The sequence below is a fragment of the Sphingobium sp. genome (assembly GCF_035511395.1).
Classification (GTDB): Bacteria; Pseudomonadota; Alphaproteobacteria; order Sphingomonadales; family Sphingomonadaceae; genus Sphingobium.
This window is the reverse complement of sequence record NZ_DATKFP010000342.1, coordinates 1-20,078: the sequence shown is the minus strand read 5'-3', so window position 1 is coordinate 20,078 and position 20,078 is coordinate 1. Positions and strand designations below refer to the sequence as shown.

At 63.8% G+C, this 20,078-nt stretch carries 10 protein-coding genes; 2 read left to right on the top strand and 8 right to left on the bottom strand.

Annotated elements, in window-relative coordinates:
- From VMR39_RS23480 to VMR39_RS23445, 8 genes are all read right to left on the bottom strand, one after another.
- Positions 1–1,931, bottom strand: a 1,931-nt coding sequence (locus tag VMR39_RS23480) for a hypothetical protein (protein ID WP_414712584.1), incomplete at its 3' end; no start/stop codon positions are given.
- A 154-nt stretch (positions 1,932–2,085) separates the two neighbouring features.
- Positions 2,086–4,269 (bottom strand): penicillin acylase family protein, encoded by a 2,184-nt coding sequence (locus VMR39_RS23475; protein WP_325419732.1) that lies wholly within the window; start codon positions 4,267–4,269, stop codon positions 2,086–2,088.
- A gap of 101 nt (positions 4,270–4,370) precedes the next feature.
- Positions 4,371–4,622, bottom strand: a complete 252-nt coding sequence (locus tag VMR39_RS23470) for a hypothetical protein (RefSeq protein ID WP_325419729.1) — start codon at positions 4,620–4,622, stop codon at positions 4,371–4,373.
- A 191-nt stretch (positions 4,623–4,813) separates the two neighbouring features.
- Positions 4,814–6,688 carry a hypothetical protein gene (locus VMR39_RS23465; RefSeq protein ID WP_325419727.1) on the bottom strand — a complete coding sequence of 625 codons (1,875 nt, stop codon included), beginning with the start codon at positions 6,686–6,688 and terminating at the stop codon, positions 4,814–4,816.
- Positions 6,685–9,081: a caspase family protein gene (locus VMR39_RS23460; RefSeq protein WP_325419725.1), complete on the bottom strand. Its 2,397-nt coding sequence runs from the start codon at positions 9,079–9,081 to the stop codon at positions 6,685–6,687. The genes VMR39_RS23465 and VMR39_RS23460 overlap by 4 nt, the downstream gene beginning before the upstream one ends.
- A gap of 10 nt (positions 9,082–9,091) precedes the next feature.
- Complete coding sequence (locus VMR39_RS23455) at positions 9,092–13,336, bottom strand: hypothetical protein (RefSeq protein WP_325419723.1); 4,245 nt, start codon at positions 13,334–13,336, stop codon at positions 9,092–9,094.
- Complete coding sequence (locus VMR39_RS23450; RefSeq protein WP_325419721.1) at positions 13,306–14,520, bottom strand: clostripain-related cysteine peptidase; 1,215 nt, start codon at positions 14,518–14,520, stop codon at positions 13,306–13,308. Before VMR39_RS23450 ends, VMR39_RS23455 begins: the two co-directional genes overlap by 31 nt.
- A gap of 175 nt (positions 14,521–14,695) precedes the next feature.
- Positions 14,696–16,096 (bottom strand): patatin-like phospholipase family protein, encoded by a 1,401-nt coding sequence (locus VMR39_RS23445; protein ID WP_325419719.1) that lies wholly within the window; start codon positions 16,094–16,096, stop codon positions 14,696–14,698.
- A gap of 557 nt (positions 16,097–16,653) precedes the next feature.
- Between VMR39_RS23445 and VMR39_RS23440 the strand changes: the two genes are divergently transcribed.
- On the top strand, positions 16,654–19,104 hold the full coding sequence (locus VMR39_RS23440) for a c-type cytochrome (protein ID WP_325419717.1): 2,451 nt from the start codon (positions 16,654–16,656) through the stop codon (positions 19,102–19,104).
- Positions 19,105–19,112: 8 nt separating this feature from the next.
- Positions 19,113–20,078, top strand: a 966-nt coding sequence (locus VMR39_RS23435) for a GMC family oxidoreductase N-terminal domain-containing protein (RefSeq protein ID WP_325419715.1), incomplete at its 3' end; no start/stop codon positions are given.

Here is a 20,078-nt window from a genome sequence, read left to right as displayed (position 1 = left end):
ATGGAAAAGACGAGCCGCCCATTGTCGGGCAGCAGTTCATCGCCCTGAAGCGCCAGCGCCTTTCCATTGGCAGGCTGCGCACCGGGCGTGACATCCTTGCTGAGCAGGTCGACCTGGGGCCGCGACGCCGCCACCGTCGCCGCCAGAGTGACGATCCGTCCGTCTCGCAGCTTCACCCTTGCACTGATGTCACTGCCCTGTTGCGGCGCGACGCCATCCCCCTGCATGACCAGCCGCAGACGATCGACCGAGCCATCGCGCATCAGTCCGTCAGGTCGAAGCGTCAGCCCCGCAACCTCGACACTTTCCACCTGATCAAGCCGCTGGCCGGACAGCAGCGCGCCCCTGTCGCCCGCATGAAGGAGCAGGCCGTCGAGGCGGCTTGCCTGAGCATAGCTGCGCAGCGAAACCATCGAAGGCTGGGCGACGCCGCGATATTTCACGGCTATGTCGAGCGTGCCGGGCTTGCGCTCTGCCAGCGGCAGGGTGAGCACCAGCCCGTCCTGTCCCTGTATCTTCCAGCCGATCGATTGCGTCTGCCCGTCACTCTGGCGGATGGTCACGCCTTCAACGCAGGCCGGGGCACCGCCCTTCAGGACGACGCCATTGTCTCGCCCGACGACCAGTGCAGGCGTCTCCCCCTCGACCTTCCACCCGCTATCATCGGGCAGTTGCAGCGCGAAATCCGGTCCCTCGAACCGATCGAAGCCCCACAGCCCGTAGAGATGCCCCTGCACGGTGCCCTTGAAGCCGGCGGGCAGGTCGGCACTGCCGGGCAGGACATAGCCGCCCCGATCCGCACGCGCGGTGACGGGCAGTTCGACTGTCCCGCCACCCGCCGACTTGAGCACCAGCTTCACGTCGCGGGCATAGGCGGTGGAGTAAATGAGCGGCGCGCCTTCGACCGGCAGCACCGTGCCGCCTCCCGCCGCGCAGATCGGTCCTTCGGCGGCATTACGCAACCGGGGTGGACTGTCTCCCTCGATCGCCGGCATGGCCACCACCATCACCGACTTCGGCTTCTGGAAGGAAGGCGCGGCATTGAGCAGCAGACCGATCCCGCTATCCTTGCGCACGCTCAGCGTCGGCAGATAGTCGAACTCGGGATTGCTGAACGCGCCGAAAATCTTCGCCACGTCACGCACCACAGCGATATAGGCGCTGTAATAGCCATAGCCGGCTTCACGCGTGGCGCTGAGTTGCAGGGCCAGATCGGTGGGTGCGCCGGTCAACGTCTCGGCCATCGAACTGCTGTGTACATCCGCCAACACCAGCGATTCCCGATTGTCGAGCAGGCAGGCGGCCTGCAATTCGACCACCTTGGACAGGCATTCCTCATTGAGCTTCATCGACAGGCTTCGCGCCAGCGCCGGCGCGACACCGCGCAGAAATTCGGGATGGGTATTTTCCTGCGCCCGGATCGCCGCCATGAAGGCATCGAGCCGCGACCGATCGAGCGAGGCCTGGTTCAGATCCTGCGTCGCGCGGACGAACTCGCCCGGCTTGCCCCTCACCGCATCGAGCAGCGTACCTTCGGCCCCGCCAGTATCGGGCACGAGGAAGATGACCATCTGCCGCGCGCCTTTCGGCACGGTCATGGTCAGCGCCTTGTCCTTGTCTTTCTTCTTCCAGGTTTCAGCGAAGCTGATCCAATCCTTGGGCGGCGGATTGGTCGCCCCGCGCAGAAAGGCCGACACGAGAATGAAGCGCGCGCCCTGATCGGCGGGCAGGTCCGCCTCGATCGACAGCTTGTCGCCCTCGGACAGGCTCGGCACCTGAGCGATCGGCAGGCTCTGCGTGCCGCGCATCACCATGATGCGCAGCGCCGGTCCCGTCAGCTCGAAAGGGGCAGGATCGGCCGCGCAAAGCGACGCGGGCGCCAATGACGCGAGCAGCATGGCCAGCCCCCAACGGGCAGCACGGCGCGGCATCCTTTTGATCGGCAAGCGCATATCTCTGTCTTCCGGCATTTCTCTTCTGCGATCCCGACCGCCTCTCCCACATCGGCGCAGGCAAGCCAAGAGCGCAGGGCCATGCTTGCGGCAGGCCGACAGCTTGACCGACGGAGCGGAAGAACGCAGGCCGTCAATCCCCCGGTCGATAGGTCCGTTCGACATGACTGGCCAGTTCGTCGGGATGGAAATAGACCGGCCGCAGCTTGCCATCGATATAGGCCTGCGCCTGATCACCGAAATGCGGCGAGGCCGGATCGCCGTTTGCGCCGCCGACGCTGACCGCTTTTGCCTTTACACGCTTGCCGAACTCGACCGCCGCCAGGAAACTATTGCCGCTGGTGCCATACCATTTTTGCGTGCCGGGATAGGCGCGTGCGCCGAAGGAGGCGAGCGAACCCCAGCGCGCCGAACCGAAGGGCACTGGCAGGCTGGGCTGCGCATCGGAGAAATCCTGGACGATGGCACCGGTCAGCCGCTGGTAACGATTGATCTCGCCCCAGGGCGTGCGCCAACTGCCAAAACCCTTGTTCAGCCGATCGACCACCACCGATAGCAGTTTCAGTTGCACGTCCGCCGGGGCGCCGGCCATGCGATCATAAAGCGTGCGGGCATCCCCCTGCGTCTCCGCCAGCACCCATTGGCGCAAATCCTCCGCCCACAGGCAGGCCAGGCTGTTAGCCACCGATTCCGCGCTCCAGCGATAGTCCCAGCGGCGCAGCAGGGCGACCGGTTCGGCGAGCCGCAGCCTGCGCGCATCGCCCTGAGCTAGTCCATCCCACGCCTTGGCCAGTAACGGCACCAGCCGGGCAAAGGCGGGCTGATAGCGATCGAAAGCAGCAGCGGTCATCGTATCGAGCGTGAAGTCCCGCCCCACGCCCAGCACCATGACGGCATGTTCGCCGCGCGGATTTTCCCCGACCATGTCCATGTAGCGGGGGAAATCCGACGCCTTCTGACTGTCCTTGCCCGCCGCCGACCAGGGACCGTTATTGGTGTTCTGAATCCAGCCGCCCGCCGGATTGAGCAGGCGCGGCAAGCGATCGAGCGGGGTCAGCCCCTTCCAGTCGGTCGCCGGATCGCTGCCATCGACCGGCTTCATATAGTCGAACCGATCTTCGCGCAGCGGCACGAACTGGGGATGCAGATAGGCGATCGTCCCTTTCGCATCGGCGAAGATGGTGTTGTTGGACGAGTTGGCCATGCGCTCGGCGACCTTGACGAACTGGGCATAATCGCGCGCCTTGGTCCGCAGGAAGCTTTGCTCCAGCGCCGGCACCGGCTTGTCCATCATCGCGAAGGACAGCCATTTGCCGTCCGTCTCGCCGATCACCGGGCCATGATGGGTGCTATAGGTGGTGAAGTTGCGCTGCGCCTGTCCGCCATCGACGGTCCGATAGGACAAGGTGATGGTCGACGCCTTGATCGGCCTCTGCTCGGCTCCGTAGCGATAGCTGAACGTCCCATCAGGCCGCCGCGTGACCGTTTCCAGAAATTCGTCGACGCTATCCACCGTGCTGGACGTATGCATCCACCCGGCAGTCGGATTGAAGCCCTGATAGACGAAGAACTGGCCCCAGGTCGCGGCGCCATAGGCATTCAATCCCTCATCGCTGGTCATCTGCAATTCGGAACGGAAGAAAAAGCTGGTGTGCGGGTTGATCCACAACAGCGCATGTCCGCTGGCGCTCTTGCCCGGCGCGATCGCAAAGCCATTGGAGCCACGCGGTTCCGGATCGGGATCGGCCGTGGCGACGACCTTTCCGTCCGGTTTACCGTAAAAGGCTTTCAGCCGGTCGAGCGGAATGCGTTCGATGTCGCCGCCGATGCTGCCTTCGGTGAAACTGAGCGCCATCCACGGCTCAAACCGTGTAATGACGCGGGGCTTCACCTGCGGATGGGTTGCGAGATAATAGTTGAGCCCATCGGCCCAGCTATCCATCAGCTTGCGCAACCAGGCCGGGCTGGCCGCATAATCGGCCTTCAGCTTGGTCGGGTCCATGTAGAGACGCGCGCGCAAGTCCTGCCAGATCGCATCCTCGCCCTCCGCCTCGGCGGTACGGCCGAGCGCGGTCAGATAATTGCTCTCGATCCGGTTGAAGTCGTCTTCGGCCTGCGCGTAGATCATGCCGAACACGGCGTCGGCATCGCTGCGCCCATGGACATGGGCGATGCCCCAGTCATCCCGCTGGATCGTCACCCGTGCCGCCTGCGCCCGCCACGCCGCCGTATCCGCCTGCACCGAAGCTGGTCGGGAATATACGGGCTGGGCGATGAGGAGGAGAGCGGCGAAAGAGAGCGCGGGGAGATATTTCATGCCGATCAGCTAAACGGCGCGGTAGAGAAAAGCCACGCCCATTGCATGATGCGACGTCAGCGGACGGCCTCCCGATCGGATGATGCGGGAGGCCTTCCGTTTCAACGCTGGGCAAGCTGGACGGCCGGCTTGTGAGTGATGGTCAGGCCGGCGTCGGCCCATTCACTGGCGGTGCGGCACTGGATCGAGGGCACGATCGAGCTGGGCAGCACCTGCTTCACGCAATATTCCTGAGTCTTGGCGTTGTAGCTTACTTTGGGCTTGTTGAAATTGCCCTGATCCTGCGCGGCGGCGGGAGCGGCGATGCTGGTCATGGCGGCTGCGACGGCGATGATGGCGGCAACGGTCTTCATGGTGATTTCCTTCCCTGATCTTGCTTCGAGCGACCCGTGCTGGATCGTGCCCAAAGCATTGCAGGGGCCGTGCCAATTTTAGAAAAGCGCGGATTATCGGCGATATTACTCAAGTCTGAACATGCGCATGCCGCCAAAATATCCAATAGATGGCAGAAATTTCATATTGTTGGGATATTTCAACATCGTTTTTACCGCGCGCACAAGCGCCGCATGATATTGCCGCGGATTGTCCACTGCCCGTTCACCTGTAGCCAGCTGCGCGCGCCTTCGGTGCTGACGGAATAGCGCTCGATCGCGCGCCGATGATCGTCAAGTGCCGATCCGGCTTCCCCGCCCATGACCGGCAGGCGCACGCAGGACGCCAGCCGCCCATCGCTGTCGAAGATGAGGCAGGCGCTCATGCCGGCCATGAAGCCGCTGCTGTCGCGCGGCGTGATATTGCGTTGCACGATTTCCACGATCGTCCCGAATTCGGTCATGCGGTCGGGGCCAGGTCGCGCGAAGCTGCGAATGCCGATGATTTCGGTCGTCGACCGGACAAGATCGTCGGGCATATCGTCAAGCGCAAGGCGCGCGATCCACTCGTCGGAACCCAGTTTCTGCGCGACCTTGCTCGACTGCACGAGCGCGGCCTCCCAGGAAAGAAGCTCACCGGGATTGCCGGCAAAGGCGGTTTCCGCGAAGCTCAGCATCCGCACCTGCGATACCTCGTCATTCCATGGCGTTCGCCAGGCCAGTTGATCGTCGGCGAAGTGCAACCCGTTCTCCGGAAAGATACGGTGATGCCGGAACGCTTCCATCCAGACCGCCCTTATGCCTTCCTCATCGACTGGCACCTGCCGGATGTCAGCCGAGATTACCGCCCGCAGGAATGTGAAGAAGCTGATGCCGAAGGGCGGGCAATAATCGAGTGCGCGGATCAGCATGGTCTGGAACATCAATGCGGTCTTGCGCACATGCTTGGCGATTTCCGCCGTCAGGGCAGGCGGCAGTTCACCTTTTGGCAACAGACCCGTGCCCCCGGTCGCAATGGCGATCGGCGCGGCGATCCGCCGTTCGACGACCATGCGAAACGCGCGATAGACAGCTTGCACCAGCACATTGCCGAGCATGTGCGGTTCCTCGCCCACCTGATCGTAGAGCAGGTCGCCCTGTAGCGGCCGCAATGTGTTGCCCCTGCCCGACGTGATCGCGAAGCTGCGTGCGAGCGAACTCAATATGCCGAGCCTGTCGATGTCCGCCCGTGCCGCCGCCAGTTGCTGCACCACCAGTTCGTCATAGCTGAACCGCTGGAAAATGGCGATGAGGTCGGCAAAGGCCTCATGAAATGCGAGGACATCGCGATGCGTAGGGACGATGAAATGCGGTTTTACCGCATCCAGCAACGCGTGAGTCATTTCGTGTACGATCACGTCATGCGACAGCGCGGTGAACACCCGGCTGCCGGGCGGATAGCCTATCGTGTCTTGCTGCGCCCTGAAATGGCCGAAGGCGACCATCGCCTCGTCCCGGTCATACCAGGCCTGCGCCTCTTCCCCGGCCCATGGATCGAGCGTGAAATGCTCCGCGCGCTTCCAATGTTCGCGCCCGCGGACGAGATCATATCGCAACCCCAGCACGATCTCCCGGCCAAGCGCGCGGCGGAATGTTTCAAAGAGCTGGGAGGAGACACCATAGACCATCTGAACGATGAAGCGAGGGTCGTTGAGCGTGGGCGCATAGCCCTGGCTTGCAAGGTTGGCCGCGCTGTTCACGCGCATGTGGCCAAGGATTTCCCGATGCTGCGCCCACTGGTTTCCCTTGGGCAGTCGGACGGCAAATATGCGCCCCTGAAAGCCTCCCGCCTTTCGTACGAGTGGCTCGAATGGGATGGAGATGGTGACGATGCCCCCGACTTCGTTGCGGATCGAGGTGTCGACGGCGAAGATGCGCAACGACCGCATGGCCGGAAACCGCGTTTCGGCGGAGGATTTGGCCGGAGATGGCGCACCCGCCGCAACCGGCCGCACCTCCTGCAATACGCGCGAGGATATGGTGATCCTCCTGGCCCCCTGACCCGTCATGACGGCAGGCCGAACAGCGGACTCGCCGTAAAGAGCGCCGATCCTTCGAGTACGGGATTTTGCTGTTCGTTGCCCATGGCGGCCTTGATGGCGGCGAACGCCTCCTGCGCACCGAGCGTAGCACCCCGTCCGCGAAGGATTTCCGTCGCGGCCTGCGTGAATATGCCCGCGCCATTGTCTTCCATGGCAAACTGGTGCGGTTCGCAGGCGCAGAAGGTCAGATAGGGCAGGTCGGTGCCATAGGCTTCGGCAGGCAGAGCGCGCTGCGGCGTGGCCCGATAGGCCTTTTGCGCGATGCTGTCGGGAATGTTCCAGCTGCGGCGGCGGCGCAATCCCGTCGGGCTGAAGGCCATGCGGCTGGTGCGGCCCGAATGGCAGAAATCATGGAAGCGGACCAGCTTGACGCCCTGCGGCGCGGACAGCAGCATCGGCCATTCGTCGTCGATGATCAGCCCGCCATCCTCCCAGTCGAGCGCGACCAGCAATTCATCTTTATCATCGGCATATTGGCTGTCGCCCAGCGCTTCGTCCCCGTCCACGTCCAGCGCCTGCGACCCGTGCGAGGAGACATGGATCATGACGCTATCGCCCGGACGGCTGCGCGCCAGAACGCCCCTGATCTCGTCGCGTATCTGCCGGGCCGTCACGTTCGCCAATATCTTCGGCTCATGGCCCTGAAGGCGGAACGTTTCGGCCCAGGTTTGCGCATCGTTCACACAACCATGCAGGCGCATGTTTCCCGCGAACGCATCGTTGCCGATGCACAGCGCCACGCGCTGTCCACCCACCTTGACCGGCGCCTGCGCTGCCGGGGTCGCGGGATCGGCAGCCGGGAACGCGGCGACCGGGTTCGGCAGCGGCATCGCCCCGGTGCCGAACAGGCCGGGCGGCACGCCATAATAGTTGGCGTCGGCCACAGCCCGCTGCACACGCGGTTCACCCTGCGGATAGCCGGGACGCACCAGTTCGTCGTCACCGATATCCTTCACGCGGCGCAATATGCTCTCGATCGTGGGCACGTCATTGTCGAAGCCGCCATGGGTGCGCGATGCCGATGCCGCGCTGGGCGGCGCGCCACGCGGCGTGGGCGACAATATGATGCGGTCTGCAAAGGCCCCGCGCACTACGGCGTCGCGCTGGAAATCCTCCATGCCAAGGATCGGCTCCTCCTTATCGTCCTCGAAGGCCCGGGACACCAGATAGAGGAGGGATTTGTGATAGACGCGGGCGCAATTGTCGCCCCGTTCGGCTTCCCGCGTCAGGGCGAACATGTGGCATTGGCCGATCTTGCCACCGATCATCGGAATCAGTTGATCGGCGAAGAGCCTGTTGGTGATGGCCGGCGCGAGCAGGTGAAGGTGCCGCACCTTCAACGCGTTCGCACATAGCACGGGCAGGAAATGCGCGTGGAAGATCGACCCGGCGCTGTGGCCGATAGCGAAAATGTCGGTTGCCGGATCGAGGCGCGCCGCCAGCTTCTCGGCGAACAGCTGTGCGCCCCCACCTTTCAGGCTGGCGCTGCGTGCGGAATCCTTCATCGCCCGCCACAACAGCTTGCCCACCTTGCCGCCGAGCATTTCGACGGCCGGGTCGGTGGTATAATCCCATATGTCGCGCGACATGGCGCGGCCGCGCCGTTCTTCGCCCTCGACGATCTGCCAGAAGGTTTCCAGCCCGCCCGTTTCCCACACGAAGAAGAGGGGGTAGACGCCATGCGACAGCCACCAGCGATGATAGGCCCAGGCCGAAGCCAGGCCGTAGCGCTCGTCCGTCAGGCCGCCATGCGCATAAAGCATCAACTTGAAGCCCCTGGCCGCCTTTTCGGCGATCGCCTCGACGATGTCGTCCAGCCCGGCTTCGGTCGTGGAGGCGATGCCGTCGTCGGACAGCTTGCCCTTGCGCAGGTTGACGATGTGCGGCGCGAGCGCTCGCAATTGTTCGGGCGATCCGCTGAACGGGCCGGGATCGGCATAGGATGGCCATGGCGGTGTAGCAGGCGCGCGTCGTGCGGGAACAGAGGATGCGCTTCGCACGATCCGGTTCGGGTAGAAGCGATTGCGCGCTTCTTCCGCCGCGGCGAGGGCCGGTGGCAGAGAAAGGCCTGGGTCGGCGGGCCTGGCGACCCATTGCGCGACGAAATCCTCGATAGTCGACACGAGCGCCATCTGCGCCGCGCTGCAACTTTCCCCGTCCTCGGCGACGACGAGGATGCCGATCGGCTCGCCCGCGACGATCGCGCGGCGATTGGCGATGAGCGTCGCGTCAGGCAGCAGCAGATAATGGGTCGGCCCGCTGTCGCCGGACCGATCCTCATAATCGGCTATCAGTTCCTCGACCGGCACGTTGGTGCCGATGATGCTGATCCGGGTCCATGTCTTCTCTGCATTGGCCATGGGCATGCTCCTAGGCGCTGGCCGCGGCGGGCCGGGTGAAACGGGAAAGCAATATCGGCATGGTCGCCACCGCACCGGGGATAAGGGTGATGAGCGAACCGGCGCCGTCGCGGTCGAGATAGCTGACCAGGATCGAGCCGCCCGCCACCAGCAGCAGCAGCGGCAGGCGCAGCAGGTTCCATGTCCCGCCGGCCTCCGCCTCCCGGCGGAACTGCGTGAACGAACTGGGATGCTGCAACGTGCGTATCCAGTGGCCGAAGCTGCGGTTCATCAGCCGGAAATCCGGGTCGGTCGTGATCAGGCGGCGCGACAACAGGCTGTTGATGGCAGCAAAATTACAGGCGTTGATGAATTTGCCGTGCGCCAGATGATAGAGGATGAGATGCTCTTCCCTGGCGCATCTCACCCATTCGCCCTGATAATAGTCGCCCAGAAAATTGGCCATATATTCGTAGATCTGCTCGACATAGAGGCCGCTCAGATCGCTGAGCGCCCTGGTCTTGCCCTGCTTGACGTCGAGTGGAGACAGGCTGAAGGAGCGGATCTGGTCCTGAATCCGGTCGGACGGAATGCGGATCATCTCGTCCGCGATCACGGCAGCCGCAGCAGGGTTGCACCGCGCCCATTGCAGGACGGAACGCCGCATCTGCCGGGACTTGACCGTGCGCAGCAGCCGCACGAGGTTCATCCCCGGCCGCGCGCCGGTTGTCGGCACGGCGATGGTCTCGTTCCAGGTATAGGTGATGAATTCCGAGAACAATTCGGCCCAGCGGTAAGATTCGCTCTCGTTCATGACACCTGCCGCGCCGGCGACATCCGCTTCGCGCTTTTCGCGCTCGCGAGTCTGGCGCAAACGGACCAGCGGCAGCGTCTGCGCGAAGAAGAAGACCTCCACCTCCTTGCGAGCGGTGAGCTGTTCGAGAAGGCTCAACGCCCGCAACCGCAGTTCGCGATTGGCGATGATCGCCTCGAACCCCGTGACGATCCAGGATTTGGCGGTCAGGACCGACATGCTCTTGTCGCCCAGCGTGCTGCGTTCGATCGACAGATCGAACATTTCGAGCTGACCGCGCGATTGCAATTCGTCATGCATCTGGCGCAGATGATGGTAGGGATAGTCGATGAACACGGCCTTGAGCGGTTCGCTCGACTTCACGCGAATCTGCCACGGCGTGTGTCGCGGATGCAGCGCGCGAAAGGCGAAATGCTGAAGACCGAACAGACCACAGGCTGCCATCATCAGGAGCCGATGGGTGGCGCCGACCGACACGATCGCCATCGCCATCACCAGCAGAATGTCACCTAGCCAGCCGATCAGGGTGCCTGAATAAATCGGAAGGCTGCTTCCCGGCGGCGCATGGCGCCAGTTGCCCGCTTCTAATGCGACCGGTGGCTGCGCGTACCAGATATGCACGAGCGGCCCGATCAAATGGGAAATCGCACCCTGATCCTGCCGATAATGAGCGATCAACATGGTCTGGATGTCGGGACCGCCCAATCCGGGCACCACACCACTGTCGCATCCCGGCATAGGCCACGGCCAGAGCGGCGGTCGATAGAGCGTGTTCCGCAATTGATTTACGATCAATTCGGCCTGCACACGGGCTTCGCACAGCGCCAGCATGTTGGCGACGGTGCGGTCGGCCCGGACCACGTCCGCGCTGACCCGATAGGCGGCGAGCGTCGGCACCACCGCCACGAGCAGCAGCGCGATCACCTGGAGACGAAGCACGCGCCGCAGCCGCCGCGAAATAGAGGCAAGGGGATGAGTTCGGCCTGCATCGCCGGTCCAGCCACCCAGCCAGGCGGGCCGTCCCCGTAATTTCCTGCGCCATCGGGCCGCCGGCGACGCACGCAAACGTGACTGAACGAAGGTTCGCCGGCCCAGTCGCAGGAATGCACCACGCAACCAGCGATGCCGGTGCCAGCCGCTTAACGCCATCGCCATTGCCGCCAGCATGACCACCAGATAGCCCAGAAAAGAGGAAAACGATCTAGGTATCAGCGCCAGCGCGGTGACAGCCAAGAGGGTCAGGAACAGGTAGGCCAGCAGCGCCGTCTTCCCCACGATCAGCGGGAATTGTCCCCAGGAACCATCCCGCCGCGGCGTGGCGAAGGTGATCGGGAGCAGCAATATGGATAGCAGTGCGTGCAGCGCGAGCGCATCGCCCCGTGCCAGCCATAGTCCCCCGATCATCAGCAGCCCGATGATGATGTGCGGCAGAATCGTCAGGGCGAAGGCTTCTTCTGCCTCCGGCGCGGCAAGCGGTTCGGGATCGGGCCAGAGACGGCGCAGCATCGACTGGCGGCTGGCCAGCGCCGCGCCGGCGATGCCGGCAGCAAGCAACCCGGCCGCCACCAGCATCAGCGTTCCTGCGACATAGGCCGGCACAAGCACGCCATTTTCCATCGCAGCGCGATCATACCAGGCGGCGACCAGCCAACGTGCCGAACAGGATGGGGCAAATGCCATGCGCACCCTCCGCCCGCCATAGCGCGCACTGAAGGTCGGATCAGGCTGGACGCGGTCGCCGTGCCGACTTGCAGCGTCGCAGCGCTCATTCAGCGTAGCCATGGCCTGCCGCAATCGACCTTGCACATCCAGCTGTTCGCCGAAGCTCTCATTATGCGCGCGGGTGGCATCGGAATGATGCAGAACTTCGCCCGTGGCCGGGTCCACGACCGCAAAGCCGAAGCCCTCTGGAACGGGTACCTGCAAGGCGGCTGCCAGCGGCTTTCCGGCCATGACGAACCTGTCCGGACTTCCGGGATCGTCGATCAGCAGGACCATACGGCTGTTGCCATTATTCGCTGCGGGAACCTGGTCGACGACATAGCTGCGTCCCTTGGCGCACCGTTCCTTACCCGACATCTGCCCATCGCCCGGCATAACGCAGGGCAGCAGATCGCCCTTGCGCAGTCGCTGGAAATAGCGACGGTCGCTGACGTCCTGCGACGGCGGATGATTGGTGACATTGGCGGCATCGACGGGAAGAGAGTTTGCACGGTCTCGCAACTGCGCGATCAGGATTGGCAAGGGTGCCGGCTCGAACTGTAACGAATCCTCTCCGTGCCCCCATGGCGGTCCAAACCGGCGCGCCCGATGTTCCGTCGCGCGAAGGCTCGCATCGACCTCGCCATCGATATCGCGCGCGATGTCGACGGCGACGGCCCGCGCCAGATGATCCTGATCGCGCCGGTTTTCCGTCCAGCCCGCAACGATGGCACAGCATAGCACAAGCGTCGCCACGGTCAGGGGGATGGATGCGATGATCGCGATGACATCCAGCCAGCGCAGCCCCGCATTGAGATCGATGGAAGCGAGCTTGATCAACGGCACCAGCAACAGCAGCAGGATGATGCCCAGGCTGAAGATCGCCTTGGTCGCGGGGCTGAAATTGTCGAGTACCGCCCCCAACGCCGGGGCATCGCCCAGTGCATCGAGCCGGCATTTGCGCGGCGGGCAAATAATCTCGCCTTCCCCCGTGACGATCGTGACGGTGCGGCCAAGGTCGATCGGCCACTGATAGAGGAGCCGCTCTTCGCCACCGACGCGGACCGGAATGACGCCTCCGGCGCTGGCAACGGGAAGCGCCGCTTTTCCACCGTCCTTCCCGTTTTGATCCGACACGATCGCGGCGCTGGTCGGCGTTTCGGGCCAGTCGATCGACCCGCGCAGGACCAGCGCGGTCCGGCCGTCCGGCCCTTCGATGGCGAGGTCGCGAGGACCGCCATCATCGGAGGGTGCCGGATCCAGCACCGCCTGCGCACTCGTCCGGGCGCACTGGCCGGCGCTGTCCGCAGGGGGCAGCGCGGTCACGGTCAACCTGCGGTCGCGCGCTTGAAGCCCCTCCATCGACAGGCGCAGCCTGCCCTCGTTCGCGGTCGCTTCACGACACCAGGCAGCGGAACCGTCGCCGACCGGGGCGACCTCGATACGGAACCGCTCCAGCGGCCCTTCGGATGTCCTTTGCGGCGCAGCGCCCTGCGCGGACGCGCGTTCGGTCACGACATCGCCCGCGTCGCGCACCTGCCGCGCCACGCGCGCCGTCGCGCCGAAATCCGCCTGCTGCCTGCGCACGACCAGATCGGCCCGCGTCTGGATGAAGATCATGCCGAACAACAGCCCGAACGCCAGGCAGGTCGACAGAATCACGGTCAGGGAACGGGCAGAGGTCCATCCTGAAAGCCTGTCGAGCATGGCCCCTCCCATCGCCTGCCGGTTCAGAAGAACCGGCCGATATAGCGCGCCCATCCGGTTTCCCGATCGAACCGCAATTCGGAATAGGTCGCCGAAGTCTTCAGCCATTCGCCACGCGAGGACGGGAACCAGAAGGCGAGGCCGTTGGACTGGGCAACCTCATCCCCCAGGGCGCAATGAGCGACATGGGCGCTCTCCACGGCATCAAGCAGGGCCTGGGCGGCGCATTGCAGCGCAGCATCGGACGCGATCGTCTTCAGCCGGACGGCAAAATCCGCAATATCATAACTGTCCCGCCGGTCGAAGGACTGGCAGCGGCGACGGGCGGCATCGAGTATCGCAAAGCCCGGATCGCCCAGCGGCGTCGCGGCATCGATCAGTTGCCGGAAGGCCGCAATGATCGCATAGGCTTGCGTGAAGGCGCCGAGCGTGCAGGGGAATAGATCGACGCGTGGCGCATAGGCCTGCTGATAGGCCTCGACTGCTGTCCTGCCCAATCGCTGTCCGTCGACCACACCGCTGGCCAGCGAACCCAGCCAGCGATAATAGTCCCAGCCGTCGCCCGGCTCCAGATCCTCCGAACCTACGACGACGTCGGTCATCGCGTCGAACTCCGCCAGTACCTCCACCATGCCGTTGAGGCAGGTGTCGGAAAAGATCGCCGACAGGTTCGCCCGGCCCGACGCGGCCAAGCTGTCGCGGATGACATGCCCCGCCTCCAGCGTCGTCAGCAAACCGCCATTGGTGTCATCATGCAGCATGGCCCGCAGGCGCGGATCGGTCGGGCGCGTGCCCCAAAAGAGACGGCGACGGGGCCGCTGCCGGAGCGACCGGCTGCGTGGGGTAAAGGCGCGCCCGCGCGTCATGGCGCCGCGCTGGGGATCATCCTCGTCGAACACCCCGCTGCCATGGTCCCAGAATCCCAGGGCAACCGGAACGGAGGCCGGGACGCTGGCCAATGCGCGCGACAGGAAGGCGACCAGCGTGGCCGGATCGCCGGTGTCTATCTCTCCCCATTCCTCCAATATGTCGATCCTGCCGCGAAACAGCCGGACAGCCTTTGCCGAGCTGCCGAAATGATCGGTCAGCGCCAGAACCGCTGCATCGGTCGGCAGCCCTTCCAGCATTTCGTTAAGGTCGGTATCGACATAGCCGGTCAGATTATTGTCGCCGCCGAACAATTCGACGATCAGAAACCGCAGGTCGGTGGTCGGCAACGGAAATGGCTGTAATGCCATGTCATTTTCCTCCCTCGGTTGGAACCGCGACGAGCCGCTCCAACGCTATTGTGCCCAGGCCGCGACCTCCGGACGCTTTCGCCCATAATCGATGATGCACCGCATATAGCGGGGAAAGAATTGAACCGGATTGAGCAGTTCGCGGTCGCGCTTGCGCCAGTCCGCGCAGCTCATCTCACCGCTGCCGAGATTGGGGTCGTCGAGACGATAGACATGGGTCTGTGCGTCGGCATTGATTCGCACGATGTTGAAACAGCCTTCGCAATTGCCTTGCTTCAGACCAATCCGCTCGGCCGAGAAGCGGTAGACCTGATTCGACAATATGGTTTCCGACCGCACGGCCAGGTCGATGAAGGTCCAGTTCTTGTGCGCCTTCCAGCCCTCCGGTCGGATTGTCCGCCGTGCAAAGTGCCGGATCGACCTTGGGACAGTCGCCCGGTGGTGCGATGGCCAGCGTGTTGTTCACGATAGCGTAGCTGATCGGGACGGGTGGAACCTGAACATTCTCGCCGCGGTTCTTCGCCTCCCGCGCGAGCGCCGCTCTTGCCACGCGGTCCTGGATGATCGCGCCGATTTCCGCGCCGAACAGACCGAAGCGCGCGCCACCATCGATATAGAGTCGATTGTCGATAGAGACGGGAGCGGCAGCGATCGGAGCAGATGATGAGGCGAGGATGGCGGCTATATAGCAATCCTTGTGATGCCGCGCCTCGACCGACAGGCCGGCAACTCCGGGCGGCAGAGGCTGCGCGTCGATATAGCGTTTGGCCATGTCGCCCATGTTGAAGGCGACGGCCTCGCCCGTATCGAGATCGACCGCGCCCACCCACAAGGTGCGGTTGCGCGCATAGCCGTCCGCAACGCGTGCCAGCACGTCATGCGTCAGATATTTGTCGAGATGCGTGCGTAACGGCGAAAGATCCGCCACTGCCCCTTTGCGCGCCAGCGCCACGCCCGCGTTCAGCCCAAGACCGCCGGAGGATGACGGCTTGATATAAGGCGTGAGCAATTCCGCTTCGTTCTGGATCGAATAGCCGGCAACGGCCTTGTCGGTATATCCGGTGAAGGCGAAGCTGGACAATATGGCGCCGGTGCTGATCCCCGTGACCACGTCGAACTCCGGCAAGGTGCGGGCGGGCGTTCCAGCCTCCCGCACCTGTTTCCACTGGTCGAGAAATCCCGCGCCGAACGCGCCATGGAGGCTGCCGCCGGACAGGAACAGGAAAGCCGGCGTGGTCTTGTTGCCGACACGCCCGCCGCCGGGCATCCGGGCGAACCGTCCCTGGAGATCTGCGGCCAGCGATCCGACCGGGAAAGCGGCGACCGGATCGGATGCAATGGTCGTGCTCCGGTTTGGCGGGCGCGCGACGTCGCTCTCCGGCGATGCGCGCCGGTCCGACGATAGCGCCATCGCATCTTCCACGGCCGGGAAATTGACCGCCAGCACGCGTCGCTCGAAACGGCACATCTGGTCCTTGGGCGTGAACGCAACATCCTGCGCGCAACCGGGCAGCAAGGCCAGAAGGCTCGACGCCAGCAACGACCATCGCGCCGTCCCTGTCGAAGGCATCAACATGCTGATTCGGCGTAGAATATCGTAAAGAACAGACATTCGCATCACCTGTAGCTCATCGGCATAAGCCGGAAGATATCCGCGCGATGCGACCCATCATGTTTGATATATTGGATCGATACATGCCACGAATTACCGAAACAGGCAAGAATTGGGTGATTATTTGTCCAAGTCTTGCGCGCAGCTGTTATTATCGAACGACGAACCGATCGAAACGGCCCGCTACTATCGACCAGTCACGATCGGGCTTACCACATTGGTGATGGCGAAGATCGCATGACCGGAATGTCCACACATGGCAGCACCTATTCCCTTAAAGGACAGAATGACGACAGAGACGTCACCCTTTCCACTTGCCGATCAAGAAAATTCCCGAACACTTTTATCACCTTAATCTCGGCATTTTCGATACGAATTGATTATTCTTGACGGCGTCGACAAATCGGCGCCTTTTTCATGATGTTTGCCTGCATCGAAAATCGAGCAGCTTGAATGGGTCGCCCCAAGACCGGACTGACTGACGTTTCCAGGACGCACCAGGTGATGAATTGGGGATAGCCATGGCGATCGTTAAGAGAGTCGTTCCGTGCCTTTGCTTTGCCGCCCTTGTCGCGTGTCACAACGGGCCGGCCGATGAGGCGCAACGGGCGAATTATCCTGACGACAGGCTGGTCCAGGCCGACGAAGATTATTTCCACGAGATGGATGATGGCATCCGCCTCAACCCGGACGAGGTCAAAGGCCGCAATATGTGGCTCGTCTGGAGCGGCGGAAACGACCGTTTCTGGGACTATATGACCAAGCCGACGCTGGGTGGCTTCGACCTGCTCAAGATCGTCGCGCCACCGCCCGGCAGCGCCAACAGCCGCCCGACGCGCTGGAAGACGATGGGCCTCATCAACGAGCCCTGTTTCTCGCCGCCGACCAAGCCCGACCAATATGGCATATGGCGCGACGTTCGCGATGGCGCATGCGCTTCAGATCCCTTCGCCAACGCCACCAAATATCCAGGGGTTAAGGTCGGCGCGCGTGGCCGGACAGTTCCGGTCGGATCCTATTTCGGCGAGCCTTCCGGCATCCTTGGCCTCCGCCTCTTTCCCAATCCCGACTTCGACGAAAAGGCCAGGGCCCGCTGGGACGCCGACCGCTATTACAAGGATCCGCGCTACTATAACGACCCCCGGCTTGTGCGTCCCTACAGGGTGGGCATGAGTTGCGGCTTCTGCCATGTCGGACCAAGCCCGACGCGCCCGCCGGACGACCCGGAAAAGCCGAACTTCGCCAACCTCAACTCGACTGTCGGCGCCCAATATATGTGGGTCGATCGACTGTTCATGTGGAAGGCGGACCCGTCGAACTTCATGTACCAACTGGTCTCTACCTATCGGCCCGGCGCGATGGATACATCGCTGGTTTCGACGGACAATATCAACAATCCGCGTACCATGAACGCGGTCTATCTGCTGCCCGACCGCATGGAGATGGCGCGGGGGCTGGGCCGGGAGACACTGGCCGGGGGTGGCAAGGACAATGTCCAGCTCAACCAGATTTTCAGTTCCGGCCCGCTGACCCGCTATTTCGAGAAGCCCGCTACGGTGTGGACGCCGCGCGTGCTGAAGGACGGCGCCGATTCCGTGGGCGTGCTGGGCGCGCTCAACCGGGTCTATCTCAATATCGGCCTGTTCAGCGAGGAATGGCTGCGCCACTTCAACCCGGTCGTCGGCGGCAAGATCATCTCGCCGATCGAGATCGCGACGGCGCGCCGTAACTCGGCCTATTGGCGCGCGACCGAGAAGGGCACGCCTCTCACCGCCCTCTTCTTCCTGAAGGCCGCGCGACCCGATCCGCTTGGCGCGGCACCGGGCGGCACGGCCTATCTGGGCGCGTCGCAAGACATCCTCCAGCGCGGCGCCACCGTCTTCGCCAACACCTGCGCGCGCTGCCATTCGAGTAAGCAACCCGATGCGCCCGCCAATGCGAGTCTGGCCGACGCCGCGGGGCCGGATTATGGCAAGCGCTTCAATGCCTGGTGGCGCTGGACGCAGACCGAGGATTTCAAGGGCAGGATGCGCGCTATCGTCGCCCGCCCTGATTTCCGGCGGAATAATTATTTCAGCTCTGACGCGCGCATTCCGGTGACGCTGCTGCGCACCAATCTGTGCAGCCCGCTCGCGACCAATGCCCTGCGCGGCAATATCTGGGACAATTTCTCGTCGGAAAGCTACAAGTCGCTGCCCTCGGTCGGCACGGTGTCCTATCAGGATCCGTTCACGGCAGAGGTACGGCACTATCGCATGCCGGACGGCGGGCGGGGCTATACGCGCGTGCCATCGCTCATATCCCTCTGGTCGACCGCGCCCTTCCTGCTCGACAACACGGTCGGAAAATTCAATGGCGACCCCTCGGTCGCCGGGCGCATGGCCGCCTTTGACGATGCGATCGGCAAGATGCTCTGGCCCGAGCGGCGGGATCGCGATGCGATGCTTCCGGGGGCATGGGGCATGATCGATCGGACCACGGCCCGCAGCTATCTCTATGTCCCGTCCAGCTTTCTGCCAAAGGCGCCGGGACCGCTGGACGACGAAGCGCGCAAGGCGCTGCGTCTGCTGGAAGATGGAGACGGCAATATCAACCTTGGCCCCATTCCCAAGGGCGTGCCCATCAACCTGCTCGCCTCGCTCCAGCCATTGGCGGAAACGCGCGACCCGGCGGTGATCGTTCGCCACTATCGCGACCTGATCATCCTGCTGGCAAAGCTGAAGAAGAGCCTGATCAGCATGCCCAAGGGTGCCGACGACGCCGCGCTGCGCACGCATTTCGCTTCATTGCGTGGCCCGTTGCAGGCGCTGGTCAAATGTCCCGACTTCGTGGTGGGACGGGGCCATTATTTCGGCACGGCCGCCTTCAACCAGCAGCAGCGGGCCACCCCGGAGGAGCGCGCATTCGGGACCGAGCCGGTGCTGTCCGACGAGGACAAGCGCGCCCTCATCGAATATCTCAAGACGCTCTGAGCGACGCCGTGCCGGCCCCGCCGCATGACTATATCGTGGTGGGGTCCGGAGCGGGAGGCGGCACGGTCGCCGCTCGGCTTGCCGAGGCGGGGATGCGCGTTCTTGTCATAGAGGCTGGTCCCGATCCTCGCGCCGGACCGCCGGATGCGCGCGCGACGGCAGATTATGACGTGCCTGCCTTCCATCCCTTTGCCTCGGAAAACCCCGACTTCGCCTGGGACTGTCGCGTGCGCCATTTCGCGCAGGAAGCGTTGGCTACGGCCGACCCAAAGGCCGATGAAAAGGGCCTGATCGCCTATCCCAGGGCGGGTGCGCTGGGAGGATGTACGGCCCATAATGCGATGATCTTCCTCGTCCCGCCGGACAGCGACTGGCACGCGCTGGCCGCCGCGACGGGCGATGCGGGCTGGGCAGTCGAAGCGATGCGGGAACATCGCAAGGCGGTGGAGAATTGCCGGCACCGGCCGCTTTGGCGCTTCCTGGCGCGGTTGGGCATCGATCCGACCGGTCATGGCTGGCATGGCTGGTTGCCGGTGGAAAAGGCGGTACCCACGCGGGCGCTGCGCGATGCGGCGCTGGTCCGGTCGCTGATGCTCGCAACGCTGGCGGATGTCGCAAGTGGACGGAACGTGGCGGGCAAGATCGCCGCCTTCCTGCGCGACTGGGGCGATCCCAACGACGTTCGCCGGCAGGACCGCGAGCAACTCTGCTACACGCCGATCACCACCTATCGCCATGGTCGCAGCGGCGCGCGCGAGCGGCTGGAGGTGGTACGCAACCGCTATCCCGAACGGCTCGACATCATGACCGATTGTCTGGCGACGCAAGTGGTCTTCGACGGGGCCGGGCGCGCGGCCGGGGTCGAATGGCTGAAAGGGCGTCATTTGCACCGCGCCTGTCCCCGCCCCGGAGACAGGATGACAGCGGGCGAAAGCCTTGCCGCGCGGGAGGTCATACTGGCGGGCGGTGCGTTC